This window comes from Chitinophaga sp. H8, assembly GCF_040567655.1.
GTDB lineage: Bacteria > Bacteroidota > Bacteroidia > Chitinophagales > Chitinophagaceae > Chitinophaga > Chitinophaga defluvii.
In genome coordinates, this window is record NZ_JBEXAC010000002.1 from 2,558,760 (window position 1) to 2,577,302 (window position 18,543).

An 18,543-nucleotide genomic window follows, 5' to 3' on the forward strand; every position below is an offset into this window, starting at 1 on the left:
AAAGAATAGCGTAACAGGTTATAAAGGTTGTACCGGAAGCGGGCAGGGGGCTGCGCATTTCCATTCAATTCTTATCGGACAATAGATCCCCAGTGTACAAATAGTGAGCAGGGAATTACCCAGGTTCGTTCTTACCCTTACCTCTGCCACACCATTTACCCGCAGCGAATCGCAGATGGGGGTCTGTATCACCTGGGGTTTGTTAATCAGCCCCCAGAACAAGCTATAGGCCTTCATGGTATTGGCAGGCGTCACATCTGTAACAGGCAACGCATGTGTAGCAACACGATAGGAATAACAACCGGAAAAGAGTAGCAGGATGGTTAAACAAATACCAAACATGCCACAGGAGTAGCGGATGGGGCAACGCATATAGTTCTTTTTACTAAAATAACCATAAAAACTGATAAAATTTCCATTTATTTAGCCGTTAACAGCCCTTACGCAACAAGCCGCTGCCGCTGGTTATTCAGCGGTAACGGCTTGTCGGGAAACTATACAAACAGCTGGGATTTAACCCGGCAGACCGGCGTGATATATGTCCAGCTTTACTGGATAGCGAGTCACTGTAGTATAGCCTTTAAAGAGAGGGAAAAGATTAGTTCTCTTTGTATTCAGCGATGACGTTGTATACTATAACCGAACTTGTCGGAGTAGCAGGAACCCCTGGAATATTGTACGAAAATCCCATGGTAACCACCTGATCTGCATCAACAAATATGACTCCTAATGTTTTTTGTACAGCAGTGAAATTACCTACATGTGAAGTCGCATAAACATACCTGTCATCCGAGGTGGGAGACGTTATCAGCGGAATGTTAACTTTTGCAGTGAAGTTTGTCGTGCCCTGCATAAGTACCCTGTCAAGTATAATAGGATAAGTGTAAGTAGTGGATCCCGGAATGGTGATTCCTAAATCCAGATTGAACGTCATATTATCCTCATACATGTAGACCAATCCATTTATTTCTAATGTTAAATACCCTGAAACCCTGCAAACAGTGGTGGGTTTGAATGCCAGAAATTCAGTGGTTTGATTAGCAGATAAACTCTTTAATTTTCCGCTGATGTCTTCTGTAGTGTTTATCAATCTGGCAGAGTTGGTAGCAATAATCATAATTGTTTTTTGTTTTAAAAAATGAAGAATCGTTATTAATAACTACTTTATTGTAAGCCTGCATAACACTTTGCAGCAGGCGCAGTGATTTCAATAGGGTGGCAAATGCATGGCAAGGCAATGATTGCCATGCATTTGCTCATAGGGATGTAATACGCTGTTTGAAATGGGAGTGTAGTCCATAGGTAGGGATAGCACTCATTTAAAGGATCAGGGTAACATACTTTTTTAACTGATTTAAAATTGGGGTTAACAATACAACAGGATCAAAGTTATCTGTCAGGTGCGCGTTGTATTTGCGTTAGCAACAACAGCGTTTTTTATTGACATAGATCAATGTTCAGGTAAATGATAACTACCAACTTTGCACTACTAAATAATAAGTGTATGGAGCAGACAGCAGTGATACCCGATATTCAAAAGGCAATGATCCTGGACATCCGGCAAATTGCCCGGCATACCTATCACCTGAAAATTCAGGGCGATGATTTTAAACAGATGGCATATGTACCGGGATTTACAATGGATATGTACCTGGGCGATCCGTTTACCGAACCGGAGGTAGCAGACCGGAAGTATTCCTTCTGGAATTATGACAGTGAAAATCAAATTGCAGACATTGCTATCTGCACTTTCTCCAAAGGAAAAGGAGCGGCATGGATTCAAACATTACAACCGGGAGAGATGGTTTATTTTAAACCACCCAGAGGGAAATTATTGGCAGATACCAGTGCAGATAAATATTTGCTGATTGGAGATGTTACCGCGCTTTCGCACCTGTATGAAATATACCGTCATCTTCCGGCAGAGAAAGAAATATTCAGCTTTATTTATGCAAAAGCAGCCGCAGATATTTTTCCGGATATTGATGGAAGTCTTCCGTTTAGTTATCATCTCATTTATCCAGTATCGGCAAAGGTGATTACCCGTCAGGTAATGTTGTATCTGCCGGAAGATATTGATCAGGCGATGGCCTATATTGTAGGGGATCCGGATACCAGTGTGATGTTGCACAATTACTTTAAAAAGGAAAGAGGGTTCCCGGCACAAAACCTGAAAACAAAACCGTTCTGGAAAACGGATAAGTAGGTCAGTGATCAGGAGACGGTCATCGGTTTTGCAAGTATACAGAAAGCTGCTGAAGCCGTAAACCTGCCCAATATGGTATCTTCTACCCGGAAAGCATGTTCCTGCAAATGCTTTTTTATCAATTCGCATAATTTCATATCAATGCCATAAGGTGTTTGATAAAAAACAAACAACTTTCCCTGAGGTTTCATGCTATGTTGGATCAGTAGCAGCTCCTTGGCAGGTTTTTTCCAGAAGAAATTAACATTAAAAGCTACTACCTTATCGAAGGTGTTTTCCGGTAGCGCTGCCTGTGCAAAATCTGCCGCTTGAAAGGAGGCTTTGCCTGCCATAATATATGCCCGATTGCGTTGAACCGCCAGCTTGATCATAGGCTGGGATTTATCAATAGCCGTGATATGCCCGGTGTTTAACCTATCCGCTAATAACCCCGCCAGTAGGCCAGCCCCGCAGCCTATCTCCAGCAATTGTGATCCGGGCTTGGGTGCAATAATGCCGGCAGCCCAGGTAAACCGTTCATTTATTTCCATCTGGTATGATTTTATAAATACAGTTTGTACGAATATAATACAGGAAAGGCAACTTTTTACTGGTTTCCTAACTGCTAATACAGGATTGGCGGTATGTATATGGAGTGTTTATATTTCCTGAAAAAAGTATTATCATTGTTGAAAGAAAACCCTTACCAATAATGAAAAAGTTATCCCTTGTTACCCTGAGTATGCTTTGTACTTTATGTGTGAATGCACAAATCCAAACTTTACAATCTGTTACAGATAATGGAAATGCTACCACTAAAAACATCTGGGTAGGCATGGCTCCCTTCGCTGGTTTGCCTGAGCATGCTTTAAATTTAGGCGGAAAGTTGAAAATTTTTGGCAATCCCACTACATTTACGCTTGATGTGGATGGCACCCAGCCAACCATCTATCGTAGTGGTGTAAACGGTCTTACCTATCCGTTTGATACTTACGATAATCTGATACTACAGGCGGGCACAGTAAATAAAGACCTGGTGTTTGTGACTGGTAGTACACCAACTCCGCGGATGGTGGTGAAGGGAAATGGTAATGTGGGGATTGGTACTTCCAGCCCCGGATCTTATAAACTGGCAGTAGAGGGTACAATTGGTGCCCGTAAAGTGAAAGTTACCCAGCAGACTACCTGGGCCGATTTTGTATTCCAGGACGACTACCAATTGCAAGCGTTACCTGATCTGGAAAAGTATATTCAGCAAAACAAACACCTGCCTGATATCCCTTCTGCCAAAGAAGTCCAGCAAAATGGTATCGACCTGGGAGAAATGAATGCGAAGCTCTTACAAAAAATAGAAGAGCTGACTTTGCATATCATTGAGCTGAATAAGAAAAATACCGCTTTAGAGCAACGAATGGCAGCAATGGAAAGGAAGGAGAAATGAACCTTACAAAGCGCAATAGGCAGCTTATAATTTCTTCATCACCTTTACCAGCATACCTGCAATGATCTGATTCCCCTTATCGGATGGATGCAATCCATCATAGGTAACATCAATGGCATCTACCGGATAAGGATATTCGTCCGAGGCGGTATTTAAAGGGATGTTGATAAAGTCGGGATAGGGGTAGTTTTTGTAAGCACCGGTAGCAGGATCTTTCAGCCGCTTAAATTTCACCAGGTTTTTTACGGACAGGCTATTGGTGTGATAGAGGTCTACTACTTTAAAATGTTCCTGGCTGCCTATTGTTTTTACGGCGTTGGCAAACTGTTCGAGTGACTGTCCGTTTTTCTCTTTATAAGATCCCCAGGCGTTGTTGTTCATATCTCCCAGGTATACAAAATCGGCCCGTTGCATAGGAGTGATCAGGATGATTTTAGCCTGTGGATTTAATTCCCGGAGTTTGTTAATGATGGTGCGGTAAGCGCCGTAATAAGTACCATTGCCGGTATTATTCTGGTAATCCTGGATGGTACCTAGTGGCATTCCTGCCCACCAGTCGTTGGTACCGAGAAAAACAGAATATACATCTGCCTTTTGCAGGCCCAGCTTTTCAATTTCTTTCGCAATGCCTACGGCGGTCCAGCCATTATAGCCTTTATTGATATACCGGATATATTTTAATTGATCGGTTACCTGGGTTAAATATCCTTTGGTGACCCGGTTGCCTGTTTCGTCCGGATGATCATTGAGATAAGTAATGGAATCGCCCAGGGCCAGCCAGGTAGTATCTTTTTTAGTGAAAGCAGTCAGCAGAAAAATAAGCGGCAATAGCAGCAACAGTTTTTTCATTTCCTTCCGGATTTATGGAGAATATATCCGTAAATATAATGATCCAGGAATTTTTTGTGGAATAAAAATGGGTATTGCTTTGTTTTCAGGGGAGCATTAATAGGGAGAGTTGAGATTTTTGTTAAGAATAGCATGTTTTGAAGGACATGTAGTGGATTGCTGATGCTGAATTAAGTTGATGGAATATTAATTTCAACCTATTTTTTTAATAGATCAAAGAGTTGGGTGTTAATATATAATGTTTCCTTCCATACTTTTCTTGATTCGACAATGCCCATTTTTTCTAGAACTTTAAGGTATTTAGATGCTGTGATACGTGAAATATTTAATCGCTCAGTGAGATATTCTATTTTGCTATAGGGATGTTCGAACAAAATTTCAAGTAATTCTTTGTTATAGGACTTTGGAGATATTGTTTTTATCTTCTCTTGTGTTTTTTTGAATAGGTTGTTAATAAGGGCTATCTGGCTAATGGTTTCTCTGGCAGTTTGTTCAATACCTTTTAAAATATAAAGTACCCATTCTTCCCAGTTGCCTGTTGATCGTACTTCTTGCAGCAACCTGTAATAGGCTGCTTTATTTGCTATAATATACGCACTTAAATACAATATCGGACTTGCTAGCAACCCATGCAGAACCAGGTACAATACGTTAATGATCCGACCTGTTCGCCCATTTCCATCATAGAAGGGATGAATACTTTCAAATTGATAGTGCTGGACAGCTAATTTTACCAAAGGAGATAGATCATCCTTCTCATTAAGATATTCCTCCAAATTTTTCATTAGCCTTAGGATGCTTTCGTGATTATCCGGTGGAGTATAGATGACTTGTCCAGTTGATGCATTGCGTAATGCAGTACCTGGTAATTTGCGTATTCCCGCATTACTTTCTTCTAGGATCTTTTGAATTGAAATGATAGCATTTGTATTTATGAATTCTTTCTTCTCAATTAAATGAAATCCAAATAGTACTGCCTCCCGATAACGCAGTACTTCTTTGGTTGCCACATCTATTTCAATTCCTTTGGCTGAAAGGGCCTGATATAATTTGTCTTGTGTGGTAATTACATTTTCAATTTCAGAGCTTGCTTTGGCTTCTTTTAAAATTACTGCATTGAGAAGAATATGTGGATTAGGTAAAGTATTAGCAAGCCCTTTTAATTCTGCTAAAGCTACAGATGAATGTACAAGTTGCCTTAACACGTTTAATGTTTCAATTTTTTCCCTTGCTGGTGGTAAGAGAGGAAGATGATTGAAAGGTTTTTCAGCACTGACAAAAGTGTTGCTTGTTTTTTTTGTCATGTAAAAACATTTAGCATGAGGTGTTTGTCATGTAAATATATTCCATTTTTTTTTACATGACAAAGATATCATCTTCCGCTCACCCTACTGCTATAATCTTGGCACTACCGGTATGGCGTATCCGGTTGATCAAACCATCAGACACCGGCATCCCCATTTCAATACCAGAAGAGAGTATCAGAGTATGATGATCCTGCAGTGCGGTTGGATGATCCAGCTGCAGGGTAATGGTAGTTGCGGTAAAAGACTGTTGGGTATGCTGCCAGGGTGTGTAAAAGGTCTGGGTGTGAAAACTGGTTGTGGTAGCAGCGTCTTTATAGTCCTGACCGTTATAGATCCTGTCGGCCACCACGCCCAGGCTTGCAATCAGCCGGAAGCAGGGAGCTTCCCACGGAAGGAACAGGTTCAGGTTTTGGTACAGGTCAGGTATTTGTACGGTGGCAGTACCGGTAGCGCGATCTATCGTGGTGCGCAGCGGATGCCTGATAACACTGTCCAGCGGATTTTGCCGGTTCAGCTGAAAGCCGGCCAATATATGGGAATGCTTCGAAAACAAGACGGACCGTTCTCCCCATTTGTTTACCGGATCCATTTTCTGAATAGCACCACATAAGGCAATAAGGGGGCCCGTAAAATTATAATCTGCAAGATGCTTTACCGGATATATGGCCATCCTGATGTGTTTGGCACCATTAGCACTACCTCCAAATTCTGAATTATTCAGCCTGGTATTATGATAGGCAGGAGATTTTTTGACCTGTTTTCTTGTAGGGCCGCCTTTAGTCCGCAGGATGATCTTGTCAGAGCCTTTCAACGTGTAGGCGGAAAGATCGTTTAGCTTTCCAGTAAACTGGATACTATTCTTTAAAATAGCCATCTTTGGTTGGTTTAATAAATTAATAATGTTTACTTATTCAATATAAGTAAAATCCTCGAGATCAACAGACCCATGCACAAGAAATGTTTCATAGATGTTCCACTGCTTTTTAGGGTGGAACAACAGTGGGACATAAGTGGGACAACAGTGGAACATATGTGGAACATCCCTAAGGAAACACTACACCATGGCTGGTCTAACTCCGGAGTAAATCGGGATTGCGCGCGGGAGGCTTGTTGACGTATATGCAGTTGAAATACCAGCCCTTTCCTCCGCATTTTCCCATCACCTCCTCCCGCAGAGAAAATAACATTGATAAAGGAGAATTAATTACAAAAGGATATGAGGCTGGTAGCTTAAATTACATCATATAAAAAATAAGGACCTTATATTCCTGGAAAGAGTAAATCATACCCTAAGTAAGGACCGCTTTTCATCCCCATCATTTTAAACCATCAAAGGCTATGAAAAAAGCAGGTTTCTTCTACTGCATATTGTTTTTTTTATCGGCTGCTACTGTTCGGGCACAATCGGTACCCTTGCAATGGCAGGAGGTGGCTGCGGGGATATGGAAGGCGACTATCGGCCAGCCGGAAAATGTGAATTTGCTGAAGGCTGCCGGGGCGCAACCCAGACAGGAAGCATTGCAACAATTGGGCGCACGTAATTTCCCGTTGCCGAAAGAAGATTGTTATGCCGCTATTCAGGAGGGGAAAATATACCTCCGCTTTCCATTACAGCAGGAAGAACAATTGTATGGTCTGGGGCTGCACTTCCAGACAGTGAATCAGCGTGGCCGGATATTAAACCTCCATGTAGATCATTACGGAGAAACAGATAATGGCCGTACACATGCTCCGGTACCCTTTTATGTTTCGGATAAGGGATATGGGGTATTGATCAACAGCGCACGCTATATTACCGTATATGCGGGTACCGGTGTACGGGTGGATAGCAAAACGCCTGCCATGCCTCAGGACCGGAATACGGACCCTTCCTGGAATCCTCAACCCTATTCCGACGCAGTAGAAATGTTAGTACCAGCACCGGGTACAGAAATATATGTATTTGCCGGAAATACCCCGATGGAAGTGGTACAGCGTTACAACCTGTTTAATGGCGGTGGGGTATTACCACCCAAATGGGGATTGGGATTTACAGAACGTATGCCTACCCTCTCGACCGCTGCGGATATACGGAATGAAGTGGCTGCTTTTGAAACACACCGGTTCCCGCTGGACTTCATAGGACTGGAACCCGGATGGCAAACAAAGGCGTATCCCTGCACTTTTGAATGGGATAAAAGACGTTATCCCGATCCTGCTGCCTTTACTAAAGAGATGCTGGACAAAGGTATCCGTTTGAACCTGTGGTTAAATCCCTACCTGTCACCTGCTTCTTCGCTGTATCCGGCGGTAAAACCACTGTCAGGATCCCATACCGTATGGAATGGGCTGGTACCCGATTTTACCCTTCCTGCCGCGGAGCAGATTTATAAAAACCTGTTCACCAAAACACATCTCGATATTGGTGTTTCGGGGTATAAAATTGATGAGGTAGATGGGTATGATTTCTGGCTGTGGCCGGATGTTGCAACCTTCCCTTCAGGCACTGCTGCCGAACAGATGCGGCAGGTATATGGCCTGTTGCTACAGCGTATGACGACCGCCTGGTTTAAGGAAAAGAATAAAAGGACATATGGATTGATCCGCGCGTCCAATGCAGGTGCCTCTTCTTTTCCTTATGTCATTTACAACGATTATTACAATCATCGTGATTTTATCACCGCACTATGCAACAGTAGTTTTATCGGGGTGCTGTGGACACCGGAAGTGCGCGCTTCCAAAACAGCAGAGGAATGGCTGCGCCGGATGCAATCGGTATGTTTTTCTCCTATGGCCATGCTGAATGCCTGGGCGGATGGTACTAAACCCTGGAGCTATCCGGAAGTGGAAAAACAGGTGAATGAAGTGGCGGTGCTAAGGATGCGTTTACTGCCTTACCTGTATTCCACTTTTGCACAGTATTATTTTGAAGGCAAACCTCCGGTGCGGGCAATGAACCTGGTAGATGGATTTGCTTTCCGGAATGAGGCGGTAAAAGGTGCGTTGAATGCTACGGACAATCCGTATGAAATGGCGGTAAGAAAAGATGTGGGAAACCAGTTTATGCTGGGTGATTACCTGCTGGTAGCACCAATGTTTGCGGGCGAAGTAAAGCGGACGGTGATTCTGCCCCAAGGGAAATGGTACGATTTTTATACAGGTAAGTATGCCGGTGCGGGAGAGGTGATAGAAGTGGCTCCCGGCCTGGATAAGATTCCCGTATTTGTAAAGGATGGTGGTATTATTCCCATGATCCCGCCGGTAATGCGGGCAACGGGGAATGGCGTGTTACCCCTGGAAGTGCGTCATTATGGTGAGTTGCCAGGAAGCAGCCAGGTGTATGATGATGATGGAGAAACATTTGACTATCAGCAGGGGAAGTATACCACTTACCTGCTGACTGCAGCTAAAGACCGGCATGGCCGCTGGAAAGGAACAGTACAGGTTCGCAATCCTCTGAAGCTGCAGCAGCAGTATGCAAATATCAAATGGGTGTTCATGCAATAGTCAATGGTTGTGATGACCGGCATGGACTACTCTTCTTCATCCACTTCCAGCCAGGCATCATAATCGCTGAACCATTGCACCATTTCCTGCATTAATGCCAGTATTTTGGCTTCGTTGTTATTAAAGTGTGCATGAATATCATCATACTCTTCTGCAATGTCGAACGCCTCTTTTTCGTCATCCCATCTGGCCAGGAAACGGGGGGCCTGTGTATGGAAAACGTATTCGGTGTCTTCGTCTTCCATAAAATTATCGCACGCTAAAAACCTGGGAATTGTACTCATAACTAAAATGATTATTAATTGATATAGCAAAGTAACGATAAATATAACAGAATGCATGTGATGTTTCCCTCGCTTACTTTCAATTACTTTAACTGCAATAAAATGAATGGTATGAAAACATGTCTACGCTCTTTTGGTTGGATTCTGACAGGGATATTGCTGATCAATGCTGCCCACGCGGTTGCTCAGGTAACAGCACCTGGTGGTAAGCGCCCCAACATCATTTTTATCTTTTCTGATGATCATGCCTATCAAACCATTAGCGCATATGGCAGTAAGCTGGTGAAAACACCTAATATTGACCGTATCGCAAGGCAGGGGGCCATTTTCAGAAACGCCCTGGTCACCAATTCCATCTGTGGGCCCAGCCGGGCTACCCTGCTTACCGGAAAATATAGCCATATCAACGGATATACCCTCAATGAAAAACGCTTTGATGTAAGTCAGCAACTCTTTCCCCGTATCCTGCAGGAAAATGGATATCAGACTGCCTGGATCGGGAAATGGCACCTGGGCAGTCTGCCACAGGGATTTGACTATTGGCGTATTCTCAACTCGCAGGGTACTTATTATAACCCCGATCTGATCGGCCCCGGTGATACTACCCGCATGGAGGGTTATGTGACCAACATCATTACGCAGTTATCAGAAAACTGGCTGAACAACCGCGATACGACTAAACCGTTTTTTATGGTGATAGGAGAAAAAGCCACTCACCGGGAATGGTTGCCCGATCTGCAAGATCTGGGTGCTTATGATGACCGTACCTTTCCTTTGCCTGTTACTTTTAATGATACATACCAGGGCCGCGCAGCAGCAATGGACCAGGACATGACCATTGATAAAACCATGCGCCTGAAGGAAGATCTGAAGGTACATGCCAACTACGAAAAAGGGATCTATGGCCGCTTTACACCGGAACAGCGCAAAGTGTTTGAAGCCTATTATGAGGGTAAGGTGAGCAGGGAATTTGATGAGAAAAAACTAAGCGGGCCGGCACTGGTACAATGGAAATACCAGCGTTACCTGAAAGATTACCTGGCTACTGCCAGATCGCTCGATAGAAATATCGGCCAGCTGCTCGATTACCTGGATAAAAACGGATTATCCGAGAATACTGTGGTGGTCTATGCTTCCGACCAGGGTTTTTATATGGGAGAGCACGGATGGTTCGATAAAAGATTTATCTATGAAGAATCCTTACGCACGCCTTTTATCATACGTTATCCGGGCGTGGTAAAACCAGGCACCACCATCCCCCAGCTGATGCTGAATATTGATTGGGCGCCTACCTTCCTGAATATGGCGGGGGTAAAGGTGCCGGAAGATATACAGGGTGAATCTTTTATGCCCCTGTTGCAAAATAAGGGCAGCAAAACGGCCTGGAGAAAAGATGCCTACTATCATTACTACGAATTTCCTCAGCCGCACCATGTGCACCCTCATTTTGGTATCCGCACGGAAAGGTATACCCTGGTACATTTTTATGGGAAGATCAATACCTGGGAACTGTATGATCTGCAAAAAGATCCCGGACAGGTGCATAACCTGTATGGTACACCTGCCACCACTGCTTTAACAGCCACGCTGAAAGCGCGGTTAAAAGCATTGATGCAGCAGTATAAAGACAAGGACGCTTTACGCATACTGGAAGAAAACCAGCAATAAATCACGGATGCAGGAAAGGGGAGGGACCATGTTAAGGTGGTCCCTCAAAAATGCCTGCTATAATGGTATTACGGCATGGTAAATGATTAGGTAATTATTATGACCGGCAGCGCTGGAAATTAGGGTAATAATCGTTATTTTGTTATAAGATTGCTTGTTGATTCACGAAAGACCTACTGTACTTTGATTGTTGGGGTGGAATAACTGACCATGTTCTTTTGAAATAATCCGTTAGCTGTTCCCCAACGCTGATATAAACCATTTTTTATGAATACCACCACTGATGAAACAAATGCCAAACTGCTCCAGACCATTTTTGAAATAAGCCCGCTTGGTGCTTTTCAGGCAGATCTTAAAGGCCATATCATATTCGCTAATAAGCAATGGGAACATATATCAGGTGTTACAACAGCAGAATCAATGGGGGATGGGTGGATGAGATTAATTTACGAAGCAGATATGCCTCTGATTGAGCGCACACTGGCGGAAGGGATTGCCAACAATAAGGAAGTTTTTGGATTAGTGTACAGGATTAAAAATCCATTGAAAGGGATTCGTTGGGTAAAAGTAAACTGCAAATTTATTTTTGATGCTGTGGGGAATGCCCTGTATTATATTGGTTTTGTGGAAGACATTACCGCACACCAGCTGCGGGAACAAATGTTGCAGGAAACCATTAACAAGCTGGAACAAAGTAACCGCTTATTGGAAGTAAGCCAGCAATTGAGCAAAACCGGGGGGTGGGAATTTAATGTGCTGACTGGTGAAATATTCTGGACCAAGCAGGTATACCTGATTAACGATGTGAGTGCTGATTTTAAACTGAGCTATGATAATATTATGGGGCTTTGCACCGCAGAATATCTGCCGGTGATGGAAGAAAAAATGAAAGCTGCTATTGAATATGGACAACCCTATGAATTTGAATTTCAGATACATACTTCCAGCGGAGAAAAAAGATGGGCCAGAATAATTGGCATACCTGTTATAAAAGAAAACAGGGTGGTATCAATTCATGGGGCGGCAATGGATATCACCGGGAAAAAAGAAGGGGAACTTGAATTGATCCGTGCCAAAGATGTGGCAGAAAAAGCTGCGAGGGCCAAAGCTGATTTTCTATCTGAAATGAGCCATGAGATCAGAACACCGCTCAATGGTATTATAGGCATTGCCAACCTGTTGAAGCTGGACTACAGTGCCGGCCGGGAGTATGAAGAATATATCAATGGACTGAGCTTTTCTGCTGATCACCTGCTGAATTTGATTAATGATATCCTTGACCTGGCTAAAATAGAAAGCGGGAAGGTAGCGCTGGTACAAACAGAGATAAATATTTTTGAGTTGATTCATAATATCAGGAATCAGTTTAAATCTATCGCCGCCACGAAAGGGGTGAATATCAATTGCATTATTGACAACAATATTCCCCGAAAGCTGCTGGCAGATCCGATCAGGCTTGCTCAGATCTTAAATAACCTGGTCAGCAATGCGGTTAAGTTTACCGAAAACGGAGAGGTCACTATTGCACTCCGGTTAGTAGCATTACAAAATGACCGGGCTACGATTCACTTTTCCGTAAAGGATTCGGGAATAGGGATCTCCAGCGAATTTCATGAAACGGTTTTTGAAAGTTTCATGCAAGGGCATCAGACAACCAGTTACAAACAAACCGGAACGGGATTGGGGCTTACCATCACGCAGGAACTGGTGGCGCTTCATGGCAGTAGCATCGCGCTGGAAAGTGCCGCAGGCATGGGGGCGGAGTTTTATTTTGATATCAGCTTTGAATATGTAAAGGGCAGCAACCTGCCTGGTTTCCTTATGAATATCCCTAACACAACAAGTATGGAGAAGAAGTTAAAAGGGCTTACTATTTTGTACGTGGAAGACAATCTGGTGAATCTGATGATCATCAGAAAACAACTGGAAAACATGGGCATGGTGCCTGATTGTGCTCAAAGTGGGAAAGAAGCATTGGCACAGCTTGAAAAAACCAGTTATCATGTTGCCCTGTTAGATCTTCATATGCCGGAAATAGATGGCTATGAACTGGCCGCAATTATCCAGGAAAAATATCCGGATACCCACATTGTTATTTTTACCGGGGATATTATGGTGGAAGTAAAGGAAAAACTTGCCGGTATGCAAATCTATGACATCCTGGACAAGCCGCTCTTACCGGTAAAGCTATACGAAATGCTGCACAGAATTGCCTGTAATAAAAATGTATTGGTAGAGGAATAATCCAATCTGATCCCTCCGGCAGATGCGTGGTGAAAGGAGCTGCGGATCGCTTTCCCGGATTCTCTAATTTATGATGCTGTAGGAGCGGCATCCCTGGTGACGCCTGGAATTTCCAGCACAAGGTCGGGCCCATAAGCGCTGGCCGGTGTTTGATACCCTGGTTTAAACTGATTGTTTAATATTTTCTGTGAGATGAGCAGAATAGCATGTGCCGTAAGATCATAGGCTTCCGGGCAGCGCATGGTGGCGGAGAGCGATTTGCCCTGTGGGTTGGTTACCTGCGCCCATACCAGGCATTGGGCTTTTTCCCGCATGGCATCATCCGGTCCGGGCGACCGGCGGTCAATAATATTCCTGGCTATCCGGTGTACCAGTTTGGTGCGTAGTAACCAGTTAAACAAAGACTGTACTTTCAGGAGCCGCCATGTACCAGGATTCATCCCGGTATAGGTTTCGATATTGGGGATTCCGGTAGAATAAAAAGCGGTGCTCAGATCTCCCCAGGGGATGGTCATCACAAAAGCCTTTTGCTGATAAGCCGGAAATTCCACCCACATCCCGCTTTTGCCTACCGGTTCCGGAACAATGACCCCGTTTTTCCGGGTAGCGCCGGGCATGCCCAGTTTTTGTAAGGTAGTAACAGCAGTGCCATGCGAGAGCGTACTGCCAAAAGTAGCAAAGGCCACCTTTAGCGCATGGGCATCCGGCAGCTGATTTTTTAGCCATAGTGACATACAATCCGTGGGTACTACATCAAAGCCTGCCCCCGGCATCACCATGATATTGTTGGCTCTTGCCTGTTGATCGTATCCTTGCAACATCTCAAATACATCCACATCTCCGTTCAGGTCCAGGTAATGGGTATGGGTGTCCATACAGGCTCTGATTACCGGTGCAGCCGTATGATCATAAGGTCCGGCAGCATGCACTACCAGGCTCACTTCCTGCAGGGCACTTTTCAGCGCTGTGGTGTCGGTCAGCTCAAATACCCGGTAAGGTAGTCTGAGCTTAGCCGCCAACGTTTCAATAGCTTCTTTTTTTCTGCCGGCAAGAATAGGTTGCAGCCCGTATTGACTGGCAAAGCGGGCAATCAGTTCGCCGGTATAACCATTGGCACCGTAAAGCAGGAAAGTGTTTTGTTGCATAGGTGAAAAGTACAAAAGAATATTGATTACTTTTTCAGGTATCCTTTTTCCCGGAGTATTACCGGGGCAGGTTGCGCCTGGGTAACGGTAGTGCCTATACAGGAGAGCAAGAAAAAAAGGGAAAAGGTATAAAGGAACTGCCGCTGCATATGTAAAATTTTATCCCCCGAAATAGTAACTTTTATAAAAAAATTAGGAAGATTAAGTGCAGCGGTGTTGATACAATTTATTTTCTTACCGGTAAGCGAGCCCTATGATGCCTGCTTTTTTCGTTCAGGCATTTAAGACAAGGTGAGTAATTTATTTCTTACCAACAAGCAAGCCCCTACGATACCTGCTTTTTCACCCAGACTGGAAATTTTAAGTTGGGTATCATTGTATACCAGGCTGAGGGAGTATTTATTGATGGCACTTTTGATAGGGAGGCGTATATAATCATTGGTGCTGGAAAGGCTGCCGCCCAGGATCACCAGTTCCGGATTAAAGAGATTAATGAGCATGGCAATAGCCTTACCCAGTTTTTCTCCTACCAGGGCTACCTGTTCAATAGCCAGTACATCGTCATGGTTGGTAGCATGGATAATATCTTCCAGCATAACATCCTCCGGGCGTTTAAGCTTGCGGGTGAGAACGGTAGAGGATCCTTCCTGGAGTTTTTCGCGGAAGATCCGTACCAGGGCCTGTCCGGAGGCCTCTGTTTCCAGGCATCCTTTTTTGCCGCAGTGGCAGATCAGTTCATTATCAAAGAAGGGAATATGGCCAAATTCGCCGGCAAAACCGGATTTGCCGTAGTAGAGCTGTCCGTTGATCAGGATACCCATCCCGATGCCATGGTCCAGGTTGATAAATAAAACGTTCTTTTCCCCGTTGATGATGCCGCTGCTGAATTCTCCGTACGCCATAGCGCGGGAATCGTTTTCCAGGAAAGTACGTATGCCCGTGCGGGCCTCAATTGTTTTGCTCAACGGCTCTTCCCCAAAGTGGAAAAAGCTATAGCTATAACCGGTCGCATAATTGATACGGCCGGTAAGGTTTACCCCGGCGCCTAATATTTTTTCGCGGGGAACGGGCAGTTCATCCGCAAAGCGGGAGATAATCTTGCAGAGTTCATCCAGGGAGGCCTCTGTATTATTTAGCTCGTAGGGCACCCTTTCCGATAATTTGATCAGGTTCTTTTTAAAGTCCAGGAGGCCCAGGTTGATATGATATCTTTTTACTTCTACGCCGATAAAAAAGCCTGCATCCGGTGTAAGGCCGTAAAGGTTAGGCCGGCGGCCTCCGGTAGAGTCTATTTTTCCATAGTCCTGTACCAGCCCGTCCTGCATCAGTTCGGTGAGCAGGTGGGTTACTTTAGGTGCGCTGGCATTGAGTTCTTTACTCAGGTCGGCAATGGTGGCATTGCCGGTATTGGCAAAATAGGCAATGATCTGCTTTTTGAGATTCAGGTTCTTATAGGCTACACCTGAAAGGTTTTCTGTATTCAACTCTTCAAAAAAGGAGTGCTGTCCGGGCATGCTTGGCGTTGTTTAAGGGGGTACGGATTAAATCCCGGGGAATATCCCGCGGGTTTACGTGGTACTTAAGGGACAAATATAGGGTTTATAAAAAAAATTAAAAAGAAAGTTCTCCGCCCGTTTTCACAGACCAGAAAAAGGGAAACGGAGGGCTATTTTGTCAGGATGGATTTGCTTTTCAGGCATTTTGGAAGTCCGGACCAGGCAGTCTCCTTTCCATTATCCGGGAGTCTATTAAGTATTAGTTAAGAAAAAAAATTAAAAAGATTTGATTAATTGTTAAAAATATTCTTATTTAGTGGTCAGAACGAGCAACAAACAACATTATAGGTTCCAAGAGAAAAACACTTGTGTATTTAACGCAGCTTTAGAGAAAGACCAACCTGATAATAACACGTAATAATTAATAATAAGATCAGGGATGACTGCTGGTTATCCTCCGGGCAATTTATTGTCTGCATCAATCAAACGGAAAGAACGGAAATAAACGCTTATTAATAAACGAAACCTGGTATTAGATAATGGGATTTTTACGGCATTCACGGCACTTGCTGATCGCAATGGTTTGTTCTCTGGTTGGTTTACAATCCTTCGCACAAACGATTAAGACGGATTTATTGATTGCAGGCGGCGGCGCCAGCGGCACTACAGCGGCTATACAGGCAGCCCGCATGGGCGTGCAGGTAACGGTGGTGGAACAAACACCCTGGCTGGGTGGCATGCTTACCGCAGCAGGGGTAACGGCTATTGATGGTAACCATCATATGCCTGGTGGCTTGTGGGGAGAATTCCGTCAGCACCTGTACGACTATTATGGTGGTCCTCAGGCGGTAGCCACCGGCTGGGTGAGCAATACCCTGTTTGAACCATCTGTGGCCAACAAGATCTTTAAGCAAATGATGGCGGCAGAGAAAAATGTACAGGTATTGTATGATACCCGTTGGGAAAGTGTGAAAAAAGTGAACGATGGCTGGGAAATGACCGTCGTGCAGGGTAAAAAGCGCCGTACTATCCAGGCCCGCCTGATCATAGATGCTACCGAGCTGGGCGATGTAATGGCAGCCGCAGGTGCAAAATACCGTATTGGCATGGATGCCAGGGATGAAATAGGGGAAGCCCAGGCACCGGAAAAAGCCAACGACATTATCCAGGACCTGACATATGTAGTGGTGCTGAAAGATTATGGCAAGGGTGCGGATAAAACGATCCCTAAACCTGCGGGATACAATCCGGCGGAATTTGATTGCTGTTGCGATGTATCTGATCCCGCCTCCTTCGACAGTCCGAAGAACAACTGCTTCACCATGATGCAGTATGGCAAGTTGCCCAATAATAAATATATGATCAACTGGCCCAAATGCGGCAATGATATTTACCTGAACATCATAGAAAAAACACCGGCAGAAAGAGAAGCAGCGCTGAAGGAAGCCAAGCTGCACACCCTCCGTTTCCTCTATTACCTGCAAACGGTACTGGGCTACAAACATCTGGGTATTGCGGACGACGAATACCCTACTAAAGATAAACTGCCTTTTATTCCTTATCACCGCGAATCCCGCCGGGTAGTAGGACAGGTTACCTTTACCGTGAATCATGTGGCGAAGCCATATGACCAGCCGGATGCATTTTACCGTACGGGTATTGCTGTAGGGGATTATCCCATTGATCACCATCACCTGAAAAATACTGCTGCACCGCAGATCGATTTTGTGAAGATCCGCGTGCCTTCCTATAATATACCGCTGGGGTCTTTAGTACCTAAAGGTGTATCCGGATTGATCGTAGCCGAAAAGAGCATCAGTGTATCCAATATTGTGAATGGCGCTACCCGCCTGCAACCGGTAGTACTGGGTATTGGTCAGGCAGCAGGTGCACTCGCTGCGGTGAGCCTGAAAAACCAGCAACAGCCGGAGCAGGTAAATATCCGGGAAGTACAGGCTGCATTACTGCAATCCAAAGCTTACCTCATGCCTTTTATGGATGTAGCTGTAACTGATCCGCAGTTTGCAGCTATTCAGCGTGTGGGCGCTACCGGTATTATGAAAGGTACAGGAGTACCTTACAGGTGGGCCAACCAAACCTGGTTTTACCCGGAACAGCCCATGAGTCAGTATGAACTGGTGAGCGGGCTGGCAGGCTACTATCCGGCGTTAAAAACATACCTGGGTGGTTCTGGCGAAATGCTCACCCCAAAAAGCTTTGTAGAAATTATGGAAGTGATCAAACAACCCGTTACGCTGGCACAACTACAGGCCAGTTGGGGAACACTTTCTCCAAATAGTTCATGGAATGAAAATGGAACACTACCACGCCGCACACTGGCTGTCATGCTGGACCATTACCTGCATCCTTTTGAAAAGCAGGTAGATTTTAACGGAAATCTGAAAAACTAAAAGCTATCACATCATTAACATTTTCAA

The 18,543-nt window shown here is 44.5% G+C and carries 16 protein-coding genes; 6 read left to right on the top strand and 10 right to left on the bottom strand.

Annotated elements, in window-relative coordinates; translation table 11 throughout:
* Positions 1 to 18 precede the first annotated feature (18 nt).
* Positions 19 to 372 carry a Bor/Iss family lipoprotein gene (locus ABR189_RS24030; protein WP_354663041.1) on the bottom strand — a complete coding sequence of 118 codons (354 nt, stop codon included), beginning with the start codon at positions 370 to 372 and terminating at the stop codon, positions 19 to 21.
* 226 nt (positions 373 to 598) lie between these two features.
* Positions 599 to 1,117: a hypothetical protein gene (locus ABR189_RS24035; RefSeq protein WP_354663042.1), complete on the bottom strand. Its 519-nt coding sequence runs from the start codon at positions 1,115 to 1,117 to the stop codon at positions 599 to 601.
* Positions 1,118 to 1,504: 387 nt separating this feature from the next.
* On the opposite strand from ABR189_RS24035, the gene ABR189_RS24040 reads away from it, so the two are divergent.
* Complete coding sequence (locus ABR189_RS24040; RefSeq protein ID WP_354663043.1) at positions 1,505 to 2,206, top strand: siderophore-interacting protein; 702 nt, start codon at positions 1,505 to 1,507, stop codon at positions 2,204 to 2,206.
* A gap of 8 nt (positions 2,207 to 2,214) precedes the next feature.
* Here the strand turns inward: ABR189_RS24040 and ABR189_RS24045 are convergent, their stop codons facing one another.
* Positions 2,215 to 2,736, bottom strand: coding sequence for a class I SAM-dependent methyltransferase (locus tag ABR189_RS24045; RefSeq protein ID WP_354663044.1), 522 nt, complete (start codon positions 2,734 to 2,736; stop codon positions 2,215 to 2,217).
* Between the two features lie 161 nt (positions 2,737 to 2,897).
* Between ABR189_RS24045 and ABR189_RS24050 the strand changes: the two genes are divergently transcribed.
* On the top strand, positions 2,898 to 3,626 hold the full coding sequence (locus ABR189_RS24050) for a hypothetical protein (RefSeq protein ID WP_354663045.1): 729 nt from the start codon (positions 2,898 to 2,900) through the stop codon (positions 3,624 to 3,626).
* Between the two features lie 24 nt (positions 3,627 to 3,650).
* Here the strand turns inward: ABR189_RS24050 and ABR189_RS24055 are convergent, their stop codons facing one another.
* The 3 genes from ABR189_RS24055 to ABR189_RS24065 all read right to left on the bottom strand — a co-directional run bounded on the left by ABR189_RS24055 (position 3,651) and on the right by ABR189_RS24065 (position 6,656).
* Positions 3,651 to 4,475 carry an SGNH/GDSL hydrolase family protein gene (locus tag ABR189_RS24055; protein WP_354663046.1) on the bottom strand — a complete coding sequence of 275 codons (825 nt, stop codon included), beginning with the start codon at positions 4,473 to 4,475 and terminating at the stop codon, positions 3,651 to 3,653.
* A 197-nt stretch (positions 4,476 to 4,672) separates the two neighbouring features.
* The gene (locus tag ABR189_RS24060; RefSeq protein ID WP_354663047.1) at positions 4,673 to 5,779 is read right to left on the bottom strand and encodes a Fic family protein; all 1,107 of its coding nucleotides are present in this window, start codon (positions 5,777 to 5,779) and stop codon (positions 4,673 to 4,675) included.
* Positions 5,780 to 5,858: 79 nt separating this feature from the next.
* Entirely contained in the window at positions 5,859 to 6,656 is a 798-nt protein-coding gene (locus tag ABR189_RS24065; RefSeq protein WP_354663048.1) for a hypothetical protein, read from the bottom strand.
* 464 nt (positions 6,657 to 7,120) lie between these two features.
* Here ABR189_RS24065 and ABR189_RS24070 point away from each other — a divergent pair, with 464 nt between their 5' ends.
* On the top strand, positions 7,121 to 9,268 hold the full coding sequence (locus ABR189_RS24070) for a glycoside hydrolase family 31 protein (protein WP_354663049.1): 2,148 nt from the start codon (positions 7,121 to 7,123) through the stop codon (positions 9,266 to 9,268).
* 26 nt (positions 9,269 to 9,294) lie between these two features.
* Here ABR189_RS24070 and ABR189_RS24075 read toward each other — a convergent pair whose 3' ends face one another.
* Positions 9,295 to 9,552 (bottom strand): hypothetical protein, encoded by a 258-nt coding sequence (locus ABR189_RS24075; RefSeq protein ID WP_354663050.1) that lies wholly within the window; start codon positions 9,550 to 9,552, stop codon positions 9,295 to 9,297.
* Between the two features lie 111 nt (positions 9,553 to 9,663).
* Between ABR189_RS24075 and ABR189_RS24080 the strand changes: the two genes are divergently transcribed.
* Entirely contained in the window at positions 9,664 to 11,220 is a 1,557-nt protein-coding gene (locus ABR189_RS24080; RefSeq protein ID WP_354663051.1) for a sulfatase family protein, read from the top strand.
* A 267-nt stretch (positions 11,221 to 11,487) separates the two neighbouring features.
* A complete protein-coding gene (locus ABR189_RS24085; RefSeq protein ID WP_354663052.1) occupies positions 11,488 to 13,464 on the top strand; it encodes an ATP-binding protein in 1,977 nt (658 codons plus the stop codon).
* A gap of 68 nt (positions 13,465 to 13,532) precedes the next feature.
* Here ABR189_RS24085 and ABR189_RS24090 read toward each other — a convergent pair whose 3' ends face one another.
* The 3 genes from ABR189_RS24090 to ABR189_RS24100 all read right to left on the bottom strand — a co-directional run bounded on the left by ABR189_RS24090 (position 13,533) and on the right by ABR189_RS24100 (position 16,123).
* Entirely contained in the window at positions 13,533 to 14,609 is a 1,077-nt protein-coding gene (locus ABR189_RS24090) for a saccharopine dehydrogenase family protein (RefSeq protein ID WP_354663053.1), read from the bottom strand.
* A 26-nt stretch (positions 14,610 to 14,635) separates the two neighbouring features.
* Entirely contained in the window at positions 14,636 to 14,758 is a 123-nt protein-coding gene (locus tag ABR189_RS24095; RefSeq protein WP_354663054.1) for a hypothetical protein, read from the bottom strand.
* A 132-nt stretch (positions 14,759 to 14,890) separates the two neighbouring features.
* Positions 14,891 to 16,123, bottom strand: a complete 1,233-nt coding sequence (locus ABR189_RS24100) for an ROK family transcriptional regulator (RefSeq protein WP_354663055.1) — start codon at positions 16,121 to 16,123, stop codon at positions 14,891 to 14,893.
* Positions 16,124 to 16,644: 521 nt separating this feature from the next.
* On the opposite strand from ABR189_RS24100, the gene ABR189_RS24105 reads away from it, so the two are divergent.
* A complete protein-coding gene (locus ABR189_RS24105; RefSeq protein ID WP_354663056.1) occupies positions 16,645 to 18,516 on the top strand; it encodes an FAD-dependent oxidoreductase in 1,872 nt (623 codons plus the stop codon).
* Positions 18,517 to 18,543 lie beyond the last annotated feature (27 nt).